Origin of the sequence: Flavobacterium sp. UBA6195 (assembly GCF_002422095.1) — a bacterium.
Taxonomy (GTDB): domain Bacteria; phylum Bacteroidota; class Bacteroidia; order Flavobacteriales; family Flavobacteriaceae; genus Flavobacterium.
Genome location: NZ_DITB01000102.1, coordinates 1 through 12,543, shown reverse-complemented (window position 1 = coordinate 12,543; position 12,543 = coordinate 1). Strand labels below are relative to the sequence as shown.

The following is a 12,543-nucleotide window of genomic DNA, read 5'->3' as shown; positions in this document are numbered from 1 at the left end:
GTCATCCAAACCGTCCGTACACATTAGAGCACATTACTAATATTACGAATGGAACGTTTTTAGAACTTTTTGGCGACAGAAATTTCAAAGACGATAAAGCCATGGTAGGGGGATTAGGTCAAATCAACGGACAATCGTTTATGATTATTGGTCAGCAAAAAGGGATTAATACTAAAATGCGCCAATACAGAAACTTCGGGATGGCGAATCCAGAAGGATATCGTAAAGCATTGCGTTTAATGAAAATGGCAGAGAAATTTAATATTCCTGTATTAACATTAATTGATACCCCAGGAGCATATCCAGGTTTAGAAGCTGAAGAGCGAGGACAAGGAGAAGCTATTGCAAGAAATATTTTTGAAATGGCTCGTTTAAAAACACCAATTATTTCTGTAATCATTGGAGAAGGAGCTTCAGGTGGAGCATTAGGAATTGGAGTAGGAGATAGAGTATATATGTTAGAAAATACTTGGTATTCTGTAATTTCTCCAGAGTCATGTTCTTCCATCTTATGGAGAAGTTGGGAATATAAAGAACAGGCAGCCGAAGCTTTGAAATTAACTTCTTTCGATATGAAAAAACAAAAGTTAATCGACGATATCATTCCAGAACCTCTTGGTGGTGCTCACTATGATAAAGAAACTACTTTTAAATCGGTTGCTGAATATGTAACAAAAGCTTACAACGAATTAAAAGATTTATCAACAAAAGATTTAGTGGCAAAACGTATGGATAAATATAGCAAAATGGGTGAATTCAAAGAGTAGTCACTTATTTTCAAATTATAAAAAAAATCCGAAGCCCTAAGTTTCGGATTTTTTTTGTCTTATTAACAAAATTTTGAAGTTATTAACAGCGCAGTATTAAGAACTCGATTTAAAATTATTTAAAAAAAGAGTACCTTAGCAATATGGAAAATGTCAGAAATATGAACCCGATAAAAGTAGATAAAACTACGATTATCAATTTGGAAAAAGGAAAGTTACCCCCACAAGCATTAGAACTTGAGGAGGCAGTGATTGGTGCCATGATGATTGATAAAAAAGGGGTAGATGAGGTAATTGATATTTTACAACCCGATGCCTTTTATAAAGAGGCACACCAATATATTTTTGAAGCCATAGTTCAGTTGTTCAATGAAACACAACCAATAGACTTATTAACCGTTTCGGCTCAATTGAAGAAAAATGGAAAATTGGAATTGGCGGGTGGTGATTTTTATTTAATTCAGTTAACACAAAAGATTTCTTCTTCGGCTCATATTGAGTTTCATTCACGTATTATTCTGCAAAAATACATTCAAAGAAGTTTGATTAAAATTTCTAATGAAATTATTGAAGAATCGTATGATGAATCTACAGATGTATTCGATTTACTAGACAAAGCCGAATCTAAATTGTACGAAGTAACGCAAGGAAACATCAAACGAAGTTCTGAAACTGCTCAAAGTTTGGTAATTCAAGCTAAAAAACGAATTGAAGAAATTGCAGGTAAAGAAGGTTTGAGTGGAATTCCAACAGGTTTTCACGATTTGGATAAGTTAACTTCAGGATGGCAACCTTCAGATTTAATTATTGTGGCAGCACGTCCGGGTATGGGTAAAACGGCATTTACGTTATCGATGGCACGAAATATGGCCATTGATTATGGTGCGCCAGTAGCTTTTTTCTCACTAGAGATGTCTTCGGTTCAGTTGATTACACGTTTGATTTCTTCCGAAACCGGATTATCATCTGAAAAATTAAGAACTGGAAAATTAGAAAAACACGAGTGGGAGCAATTGTCTATCAAAGTAAAAGACTTAGAAAAAGCGCCTTTGTTTATTGATGATACCCCATCACTATCGATTTTCGATTTACGGGCAAAAGCAAGACGTCTTTCTTCACAATACGGAATCAAAATGATTGTAATCGACTACCTTCAGTTGATGACAGCTGGTGGAAATGGAAAAGGTGGTGGTAATCGTGAGCAAGAAATCTCGACCATTTCCCGAAATTTAAAAGCCTTAGCCAAAGAGTTGAACGTTCCTGTGATTGCACTTTCGCAGTTATCTCGTGCGGTAGAAACTCGTGGTTCAAGTAAGCGTCCTTTACTTTCTGATTTAAGGGAGTCAGGAGCAATTGAGCAAGATGCCGATATTGTATCGTTTATTTATCGTCCAGAATATTATAAAATTGACGAATGGGATGATGAAGAACGTTCACCAACGCAAGGTCAAGCCGAATTTATTGTAGCAAAACACCGTAATGGAGGTTTAGATAATATTCGTTTAAAATTCATAGGAAATTTAGGTAAGTTTGATAACTTAGATGATTTTGGTTCGCCTTTTGATGCCCTACCTTCAAAAATGAATCTTGATGATACGAATCCTTTCATCACACCTAATTTGCCTACGCCTAATGAAGCTTTTGGAAGCGCAATGAATTCATTTGATGATGATTCTGACGTTCCTTTTTAAATGAGATGTATAAAGAATAAAAAAAACAGACAAATCGTCTGTTTTTTTTATTAATTTTTTTACTACATTTATGACTCAATTATAAAAACTTATTATGGCAGATTTTACAATTTCTCTCGATGAAGCAAAAGCTTGGACAACTTCATGGAGAACCAATCCCCCGAAAGATTTAGCAAAAGGTCATTTAATCCCTGGTGATGCTCTTAGAGAATTATTAGCAACCGATGGAGTTGTAGATGTGAGAGCCTACATGGGAGTAGATGCAACCGGAACGCAAAAATTAGCGTATGTAGGCGTTGACGCAAATGGAAAAGACTTAATTAGCGCAGACCATTTGATTTACGATACAACGCAACCATGTCCTAAATGTTGTGATCCTTCAAGTCCTCTATTTACGCCTTAATTTTGTTAGATTCTAAATATTTATATTTTACGTCTGCAGTATTATGCTTACTTTATCTTGTAGGTTTTTTCAAAAATGGAAAAGCTTACAAGATTTTTACAATTTATATAGTAGGTGTTTTAATCATCGATTACATTAGTTCCAATTTGTGGAAATGGTTTCGTATTTACAATGTATTCTTGCATCATTTTTATGAGTTATTCCAATTTGTAATACTGAGTTATTTCTATTCTCTATTATTAAAAACAAAAGCACAATTAATTTCGGTTTACGTTTTATTAATTGTACTGCCTATTTTTTTATTTTCAAGGTACTTATTTAATCCTAATTTGTTTCTAGAGTTTAATCTTTTAGAAACTTATTTAACAACCATGCCTCTAATTATTTATTCAACTATGCATTTGTACAATAATCTTGGAGGAAAGTCAGAATATTATTTTACAAATATTGGACTGTTGTTTTATTTATTTACGAGTACTTTTATTTTTTTAATTTACAAGTTGGTTGTTATTTTAGAGTTCGATGAATTTAATGATATAATGATTGATATAAATATCATACTGCAATACATAAAATTTGCATTCTTCTTTTATCAATGGAAATTAATTTATTTTAATAAGAAATGAAAGAAATTAATTTAGAAAATAGCGAAATAATTCAAGTATTTTTCTTTGTCTTACTTGCATTTATATCCATGTTTATGGTGCTAATTATGTTTTTCTATTTTTCAAGAAAAAAAATTGTAAAAATAGAAGTAGACAAGAAAAATTTGGAAATTGAACATCAAAAAGAGTTGTTGCATTCCATTTTGTTTGCTCAGGAAGAAGAACGCAAACGAATAGCACAAGATTTGCATGACGATATTAGTTCAAAACTAAATATAGTTTCCTTAAACAGTCATTTGCTTAAAACACCTAATTTAAATGAGGAAGAGCAAATGGAAATTACAAATAATATTATTGAATTAACCCAAAATGCCATTGAAAATTCGAGGCGTATAGCACACGATTTATTGCCTCCAGTATTAGAAAAATTTGGACTTCATGCAGGTATTGAAGAATTAGTAGAAGAGTTTAATAGCACTAAAATTGTTAAAGTTTCATTTGATAATCAAATTAATTTTGACAACTATCCTATTGAAAAACATTTACATATATTTCGAATCTTGCAAGAACTGTTAAATAATTCAGTACGTCATGGAAAAGCAACTGAAATTTCAATTCAATTCACTAACTTCGATGGCCAAAATAGTTGTACTTACATTGATAATGGTATTGGATTTGACAATTCAAGTGAGGAATACCAAAAAGGATTGGGAATGAAAAACATAGAAAGTAGAATAAACTTCTTAGGTGGTCAGTTTAGTTTTAATTCTCAACCTAATGAAGGTGTAATTATGGTGTTTAACTTTAAGTGATGAATAATAAAATTAAAATAATTTTAGCTGATGATGAGGAATTGTTCCGTAAAGGAATCTATTTCTTACTTAATCGCGAACCCAATATTGAAATTATTTATGAAACTTCAAATGGGAGCGACTTAATTGAACATTTAAAAACGACATCGCAACTTCCAGATATTATAATGATGGATTTAAAAATGCCTCATTTAAATGGAGTGGAAGCCACAAAAATTATTCATAAAGACTTTTCTTCTATTCGAGTTATTGCACTTACAAGTTATAACACAAGGTCGTTCATAGCCAATATGATAAATGTAGGAGCTGCATCTTATTTGGTTAAGAGTGCTTCACCAACCGATATGATTAAAACGGTAAATGAAGTTGCCCAAAAGGGATTTTATTATAATGAAACCGTTATGGAAGTAATTCATCAAAATATAATCTCAAGCGTTTCTTCAAGAACTATTCTTGATGAGGATTTTTTAACGGAAAGAGAACGAGAAGTTTTAGAGTTAATTTGTAAGCAATACAGTTCGGTTGAAATAGGAGAGATGTTGAGTTTAAGTACCAGAACGGTTGACGGCCATAGAAATAATTTGTTAGTAAAAACAAATTCAAAAAATATGGCAGGATTGGTAATTTTTGCCATACAAAATAAAATAATAAACTTAGAAGACTCTAATAATATGGGGTCTTAAATGCATATTATGTGAATGAAATTAATAGTTTCTGCAAAATTGAAAAACTAAAATAAAATACACTAGAATTGTTATTATCAACACGATATATCCAATTTTTTTTAATAATTTCATTTCTCTTGAGTTTAATAGCGATGTGTTTTTGCTGTTTGAATCCATTCTCATTTTTGTTTATATCTACAAGTCAAAACTAGGATAAAAAAAAATCCTGTGTAAGCGTAAAAATACCTGATTTTCAAACCAAGTATTTTTACGGGGGTAACCAGGTATTTTTACGGGGGTATGACTTTAACATTTCTGTAAATGTAAATCCCCAAAAATGTTTTAAATTAGTCGATTATATATGAAATTCATGAAGTTTAAAAGCCTTAATTTATTTATAGTATTGTTTTTTCTTTGCACTTTTACAAGCAGAGCATCATTTCTATTGCTCCCAATGGAAGCCGAAGGACAGCAAAATCACTTAAAAGCATACGGCATTACCTATTGGGCTTTAGACAAAAGTTACAAAGTAAGTTGGTTATTAAATTACAGAGGCGGCTCGTTTTTATTACCCGATGCTCCCGAAATTAGAAAAGAATGTCAAATCAGAGGAGTAACTTTTGAAATACTATCGGATGCATCCGCCAATTCTATTTTAGATGATATTAGTTCGCCTTCTCAAAATATGGAAACGGTTGTCTTAGAAAAAGCACCTAAAATAGCCGTATATACTCCAAAAGGAAAACAACCTTGGGACGATGCGGTGACAATGGTGTTGACCTATGCTGAAATTCCCTATACCGAAATTTATGATGAGGAAGTATTGTCTGATCAACTATTATTATATGATTGGTTGCACTTGCATCATGAAGATTTCACAGGACAATACGGTAAATTTTTTGGAGCTTATAGAACGGCGCCTTGGTACATCCAACAAAAAGCAGAAGCTGAAGCGCTAGCAAAAAAACTTGGTTACAACAAAGTATCAGAAGAAAAATTAGCAGTAGCAAAGAAAATTAGAGATTTTGTAATCGGTGGGGGATTCATGTTTGCCATGTGCTCAGCAACCGATAGTTTTGATATAGCACTTTCGGCAGAGGGTGTTGATATTTGCGAACCCATGTTCGACGGTGACGATTCAGAAGCTAATTATCAAGCAAAAATCGATTATTCCAATACTTTCGCTTTTAAAGACTATACTTTAGTTCGTAACCCAATGGTCTATGAATTCTCGGATATCGATACCACCGAAGAACACGGAAAAGGCGCTTTTACTATGGATAAAGACTATTTCACTTTAATGGAATATTCGGCAAAATGGGATCCAATTCCTACGATGTTGTGCCAAAATCATACGCAATTGGTAAAAGGATTTATGGGACAAACCACGGCTTTTAATGCCGAAAAAATAAAATCGAATGTCTTAGTAATGGGCGAATGTAAAATCAATGGAGAAGCGCGCTATATTCACGGAAACAAAGGAAAAGGAATGTTCACTTTTTACGGTGGCCACGATCCAGAAGATTACCAGCATAGAGTAGGAGATGCTCCAACGGTTTTAGATTTACATCCCAATTCGCCAGGTTATCGTTTAATATTAAATAATGTGTTGTTTCCGGCGGCAAGAAAGAAAAAGTTGAAAACGTAAGTTACTACAAAGCTATTCTTTATTTTTACTTAGAGTGTTTTGTATTTGTAATTCCTTATATGTATAAATACAAAATGTATCGAGAACTAAAAACATCCATCACCCATCATCCATCATCTTTAAAACTTCCAAAATAAAATTCTACTCACTTTATTCCCGTGTTTCATTTCTGTAATTTGGTACGTAGCTTTTACTTTTTTAAGATGTGAAAGCAACGGTTTCAAATTATCCTTTTTCGAAACTAACGACGAAAACCATTTTACTTGCGCTTTAAAATGCACACTTTCATAAATCATATTGCTGATAAACGTTAGTTCACCACCTTCACACCAGAGTTCTGAATTCACACCACCAAAGTTCAACGTAGGTTTCTTAGAATCTTCAATACCTAAGTTTTTGTTTTTGCGAATCGTGCCTTTATTCGCTTCTTCTTTCGAACTATGGAAAGGCGGATTGCAAATCGTCATATCAAATTGATCTTCTGGAAGAATGATATTCTTGAAAATGTTTCGTTTTGAAGTTTGCAATCGCAACGCAACGTTTTCTTTTAATTTCTGATTCGAATTGATATTTTCCTGAGCCGCTTCAAAAGCTTGTTTATCGACTTCGCTACCCACAAAACGCCAATTGTATTCCGATACACCAATTATCGGATAAATACAATTTGCTCCAATTCCGACATCTAAAATGCGAATTTTATGCTTCGTTTGAAGTGTTCCGTACGTGTCTTTTAAAATATCGGCAACTTGATGAATATACTCTGCTCGTCCTGGAATGGGCGGACAAAGAAAACCTTTTGGAATATCCCAATTTTTCAAACCATAATAATGCAACAACAACGCTTTGTTCAACATTTTCACCGCATCAGGATTCGCAAAATCAATCGTTTCGGTACCAAATTCATTTACCGCAACAAATGGCGCTAAATCAGGATTAGCCGCAATTAAAGTTTTGAAATCGTATTTGCCGTGGTGTTTGTTTTTCGGATGAAAGCCGGTTATGGTTTTGGTTGTATTCAAGGTATTGTTTTTAAAGTGTAAAGGTATTGAATTCTTAGGAATAATAGCTTGCTGGATTTTATGGCACTTTTTTTGATCCTAAAATCGAAATATGATTTGAAAACTATATATTTGAAAAAACTTCTAATTTAAATAATTTTAATTACTGATTTAAATGCGATATTTATTTTCATACATTCTATTCTTAATATTCATTACCTCCTGTGCTCAAACCAAGATACAGCAGACTAATAATATGCCACATATTCTTTTGAGCAAAAAAAATACAGAGACTCATTTTAACGGTCCTATAAAATCAGTTAAGATTGCATTTACTTATAAAAAAGAAAATATTGATTATTATCAAGACTACAAAATTGATAATGATTTGAAAGGTGGGAATTTTGAATTTTATGAAAACGGGTTAATAAAAACAAATTCTAGATATAATTTCAAAATGGATAGTTTAAATATTTTTAGACCTATAATTCCTAAGAAATCTATTAATTTTGAATACAATGAAGAGGACCTTAAAAAATCGTTTCAAATAACTCCAAACATAAAGTATTATCGAAATGTTTATTCAGAATTATTATACTATAATCCAACATACTATGTTTATGAATATGACATTGGTAATGGTTTAGAAAAAGGATTAATAGAGTATATATATAAATATGTATATGATGACAAAGGCAGAATTAAACAGCAAAAATATTATAACCCACCGCATTTGTATGATTTTACACCCTATAAAGTAGCAAAAGAAGAAGATTTATATTATACTATTACTTATCATTATAATGATAAAAACCAGGTAATAAAACAAGAAATATTCCCTGGTTACAACGAAAAGAGTGACTACTATCCTCTCTATATATATGTTTTGTCTATAGATATGATTATTCCAGAAAACAATGGTGGTAAATTGGAAGTTCAGTATCAATATGATAAGCAAGATAGAATTACACAAATTTCTTTATATGATTTTAATGAAGACGGAACTTTGTTAGCTGCTCAATCAAATTATACCTACCACTCAACCAAAGATTTTGTAGAAAAGTCAGAAAATTATTTTGAATACAATGTAACTGATTGGAATTACCCAACCAAACGCTGGGTATCTCATTTTAATGAACAAGGCGATATCATAAAAAGAGAGTTTACAAAAGACTATCCCGAACAAAGTACTTCAGATACCACTACTCGTTTTTATGAGTATGAATATGACCAATACAATAACTGGATTAAATGTTATTTGTATTTAGAGGGTCAAAAAGTTAAAGGAGATCCTACTTTAATTGCTGAAAGAAAAATAGAATACTATGAATAAAGGAATTATAGGTTTTTAAATTAATAATTGAATCTATATAATACCAAATCACATTCCGTGCTTAAAATAAAAAACCCCGATTTTCATCGGGGTTTAATATATAAGTAAGATAAACTGAGTTAGACGTAATTATTTAATTTTGTTAACGATAGCTGTGAAAGCAGCTGGGTGGTTCATAGCTAAATCTGCAAGAACTTTACGGTTCAATTCGATGTTGTTAGCTTTTACTTTCCCCATAAACTGAGAATAACTCATTCCGTGTAAACGAGCACCAGCGTTAATACGCATAATCCATAATGCACGGAAGTTTCTTTTGTTTTGTTTTCTATCACGGTAAGCATAAACCATTGCTTTTTCTACCGCGTTTTTAGCTACAGTCCAAACGTTTTTACGTCTTCCAAAGAAACCTTTGGCTTGTTTTAATACTCTTTTTTTTCTAGCTTTTGTAGCTACTGAATTTGTTGCTCTTGGCATAATTTTAAATGTTTTTTGCAGTAAGGCGGTTTTTCAACACTTTTAAACTTCGTACTTTGTACTTTTAACTTTGTACTTCGTTCAGCCCACTCCAGGGTTACTAAATTGTTTTAACCAACAACGATTAAATTAAATTTAATTGTTGTTTAATGCTTCTCTCATCTGTTGGGTGAACCAATGTAGCGTGAGTTAAAGCTAATTTACGCTTTTTAGATTTTTTAGTCAAAATGTGACTTTTAAAAGCGTGTTTTCTTTTAATTTTTCCAGAGCCAGTAACTTTGAAACGTTTCTTAGCACTAGATTTTGTTTTCATTTTAGGCATTTTCTTCCTGTATTTATAATCTATCTTACTTATTATTTTTTAGTTTTCAGTCTCTGTTTTCAGATTAACTACTGAACACTGCGACTGTTAACTGTTTACTTTTTCTTCTTCGGAGCAATGTACATAATCATACGTTTTCCTTCTAAAACTGGCATCGCTTCTACTTTTCCAAACTCTTCCAATTCTTGAGCCAAACGTAATAACAAAATTTGTCCTTGCTCTTTGTAGATAATCGAACGCCCTTTAAAGAATACGAATGCTTTTAATTTAGCACCATCTTGTAAAAATTTAATCGCGTTCTTTTTCTTAAACTCATAATCATGCTCATCTGTTTGAGGTCCAAAACGGATCTCCTTAATTACAATCTGAGTCGATTTTGCTTTAAGCTCTTTATCTCTCTTCTTTTGTTGGTACAAAAACTTACCATAATCCATCAATTTACAAACGGGTGGCTCAGCATTTGGAGAAATCTCTACCAAATCAACTTCTTGCTCTTCAGCTAAACGAAGGGCTTCCGCTATTTTGTAAACTCCAGGCTCAATGTTTTCGCCTACTAAACGTACTTCAGGTACACGAATCAAATTGTTGATACGGTGCGCTGCTTTTTTCTCTTCGCGAGGTTGAAAACCTCTGTTGTTTCTAATTGCTATGGCTTTAAGATTTTAGTTAAACTTAAAATTGTTTTAATGTTTTATTGATTTCTTCGTTTATCATTGCAGCAAATTGCTCAATAGTAACCGATACATTTCCTTTTCCTTCTTGTCCGCGTTGTCTCACAGAAATGGTTCCGTTTTTCTCTTCTTCCTCGCCAACAATCAGCATAAACGGATATTTATTCATCTCCGCTTCTCTAATTTTCTTCCCGATTGTTTCGTTTCGGTTGTCAATTAGGGCGCGAATTTCGTGATTTTCTAGCAAATCTAAAACTTTTTTCGCATAATTTTCATATTTCTCACTCAAAGACAAGATTATAGCTTGCTCTGGCATCAACCAAATTGGGAAATTTCCTGCTGTGTGTTCTAATAAAATAGCGATAAAACGTTCCATCGAACCAAAAGGCGCTCGGTGAATCATAACTGGGCGATGTAACTTGTCATCCGCACCTTTATAAGACAATTCAAAACGCTCTGGTAAATTGTAATCTACTTGAATGGTTCCTAATTGCCAACTTCTGCCTAAAGCATCTTTTACCATGAAATCCAATTTTGGACCATAGAAAGCCGCTTCTCCAGCTTCAATCACATAATTCAATCCTTTGTCTTTCGCTGCACTGATAATTGCATTTTCTGCTTTTTCCCAGTTTTCTACGCTACCTATATATTTATCCGGATTATCTAAATCACGAACCGATACCTGAGCCGTAAAGTTTTCAAATCCTAACGAACCAAAAACATATAATACTAAGTCGATAACATTTTTGAATTCCGCATCCAATTGATCAGGCGTACAGAAAATGTGCGCATCATCCTGAGTAAATCCTCTAACACGAGTCAATCCATGCAATTCACCCGATTGCTCATAACGATAAACTGTTCCAAATTCAGCATAACGTTTTGGTAAATCTTTATACGACCAAGGTCTTGCATTGTAAATCTCACAGTGGTGTGGACAGTTCATTGGTTTTAACAAGAACTCTTCACCTTCCGCCGGAGTATGAATTGGTTGGAAACTATCCGCACCATATTTAGCATAGTGTCCAGAAGTTACATATAAGTCTTTCATTCCAATGTGAGGCGTAACTACTTGCTCGTAACCTGCTTTTTTCTGTGCTTTTTTTAAGAATTGCTCTAATCTATCGCGTAAAGCAGCACCTTTTGGTAGCCATAATGGTAAACCTTGACCTACTTTTTGTGAAAAATGGAATAATTCTAATTCTTTTCCTAATTTTCTATGGTCGCGACGTTTTGCTTCTTCTAATAATTCAAGGTAATCCGTTAAATCTTTTTGTTTTGGGAACGAAATTCCGTAAACACGAGTTAACTGCTTGTTCTTTTCATCACCTCTCCAGTAAGCACCCGCCACCGATAAGATTTTCATAGCTTTGATAATTCCTGTATTCGGAATATGTCCACCACGACACAAATCAAAGAAGTTCGAATGATCGCAGAACGTAATGGTTCCGTCTTCTAAATTCGAAATCAATTCAGTTTTGTACTCATTATCTTTATAAACCTCCAATGCTTCCGCTTTCGAAACCGAACGCATTTTAAATTCATGTTTCTCTCTCGAAATTTCTAACACACGATCTTCAATCTTTTTGAAATCGGCATCCGTAATTTTTTTATCACCAAAATCTACGTCGTAATAGAAACCATTATCAATCGCAGGTCCAAGCGTTAATTTAATTCCAGGAAATAATTCTTCCAAAGCTTGCGCCATCACGTGCGAAGTCGAATGCCAAAAAGTCTTTTTACCTTCTTTGTCATTCCACGTATATAATATAAGTGTACCGTCCGTCGTTAAGGTCGTCGTCGTTTCAATAGTGGTACCATTATAGGAAGCCGAAATCACGTTTCTAGCCAAACCTTCACTAATGCTTTTCGCAACATCCATTGGAGTAACTCCTTGAGCCATCTCCTTAACCGACCCGTCGGGTAAAGTAACTTTTATCATTGTTTAAAATTTATAAGGTGCAAATATAAACGAATAATAAAATCCATACAATATATATAAGGTATAATGTTAAAAAAGATTTGAAGCAGCCGTTCAGCATTCCATAAAGACTTTTAGTCCCGCTCATATCTTTTACAAACCTGATAGGTTTTCAAAAACCTGTCAGGTTTGTAAAAGGATGCCGCTACCATCGGGGCTCATATCTTTGTTAA

The 12,543-nt window shown here is 33.2% G+C and carries 12 protein-coding genes; 7 read left to right on the top strand and 5 right to left on the bottom strand.

The window, feature by feature from the left end:
* From B4I81_RS09295 to B4I81_RS09270, 6 genes are all read left to right on the top strand, one after another.
* A partial coding sequence (locus B4I81_RS09295) for an acetyl-CoA carboxylase carboxyltransferase subunit alpha (protein WP_291109951.1) occupies positions 1 to 767 on the top strand: 767 nt, incomplete at its 5' end.
* Positions 768 to 910: 143 nt separating this feature from the next.
* Positions 911 to 2,458, top strand: coding sequence for a replicative DNA helicase (gene dnaB / locus B4I81_RS09290; protein WP_291109949.1), 1,548 nt, complete (start codon positions 911 to 913; stop codon positions 2,456 to 2,458).
* A 94-nt stretch (positions 2,459 to 2,552) separates the two neighbouring features.
* On the top strand, positions 2,553 to 2,861 hold the full coding sequence (locus B4I81_RS09285; RefSeq protein WP_291109947.1) for a hypothetical protein: 309 nt from the start codon (positions 2,553 to 2,555) through the stop codon (positions 2,859 to 2,861).
* A gap of 622 nt (positions 2,862 to 3,483) precedes the next feature.
* Entirely contained in the window at positions 3,484 to 4,278 is a 795-nt protein-coding gene (locus B4I81_RS09280) for a sensor histidine kinase (RefSeq protein ID WP_291109945.1), read from the top strand.
* Entirely contained in the window at positions 4,278 to 4,961 is a 684-nt protein-coding gene (locus tag B4I81_RS09275) for a response regulator transcription factor (RefSeq protein ID WP_291109944.1), read from the top strand. The genes B4I81_RS09280 and B4I81_RS09275 overlap by 1 nt, the downstream gene beginning before the upstream one ends.
* Before the next feature lie 436 nt (positions 4,962 to 5,397).
* The gene (locus B4I81_RS09270) at positions 5,398 to 6,591 is read left to right on the top strand and encodes an asparagine synthetase B (protein ID WP_414655097.1); all 1,194 of its coding nucleotides are present in this window, start codon (positions 5,398 to 5,400) and stop codon (positions 6,589 to 6,591) included.
* Between the two features lie 119 nt (positions 6,592 to 6,710).
* On the opposite strand, the gene rlmF is transcribed toward B4I81_RS09270, so the two are convergent.
* A complete protein-coding gene (gene rlmF, locus B4I81_RS09265) occupies positions 6,711 to 7,610 on the bottom strand; it encodes a 23S rRNA (adenine(1618)-N(6))-methyltransferase RlmF (protein ID WP_291109939.1) in 900 nt (299 codons plus the stop codon).
* Positions 7,611 to 7,845: 235 nt separating this feature from the next.
* Between rlmF and B4I81_RS09260 the strand changes: the two genes are divergently transcribed.
* The gene (locus tag B4I81_RS09260; protein ID WP_291109937.1) at positions 7,846 to 8,922 is read left to right on the top strand and encodes a hypothetical protein; all 1,077 of its coding nucleotides are present in this window, start codon (positions 7,846 to 7,848) and stop codon (positions 8,920 to 8,922) included.
* 129 nt (positions 8,923 to 9,051) lie between these two features.
* Here B4I81_RS09260 and rplT read toward each other — a convergent pair whose 3' ends face one another.
* The 4 genes from rplT to thrS all read right to left on the bottom strand — a co-directional run bounded on the left by rplT (position 9,052) and on the right by thrS (position 12,331).
* The gene (rplT, locus tag B4I81_RS09255) at positions 9,052 to 9,396 is read right to left on the bottom strand and encodes a 50S ribosomal protein L20 (protein WP_291109935.1); all 345 of its coding nucleotides are present in this window, start codon (positions 9,394 to 9,396) and stop codon (positions 9,052 to 9,054) included.
* 124 nt (positions 9,397 to 9,520) lie between these two features.
* Positions 9,521 to 9,718, bottom strand: coding sequence for a 50S ribosomal protein L35 (gene rpmI, locus B4I81_RS09250; RefSeq protein ID WP_073585370.1), 198 nt, complete (start codon positions 9,716 to 9,718; stop codon positions 9,521 to 9,523).
* Positions 9,719 to 9,813: 95 nt separating this feature from the next.
* Positions 9,814 to 10,362, bottom strand: a complete 549-nt coding sequence (gene infC / locus B4I81_RS09245) for a translation initiation factor IF-3 (protein WP_291109953.1) — start codon at positions 10,360 to 10,362, stop codon at positions 9,814 to 9,816.
* A 28-nt stretch (positions 10,363 to 10,390) separates the two neighbouring features.
* On the bottom strand, positions 10,391 to 12,331 hold the full coding sequence (thrS, locus tag B4I81_RS09240) for a threonine--tRNA ligase (protein ID WP_291109932.1): 1,941 nt from the start codon (positions 12,329 to 12,331) through the stop codon (positions 10,391 to 10,393).
* Between the last annotated feature and the right edge of the window lie 212 nt (positions 12,332 to 12,543).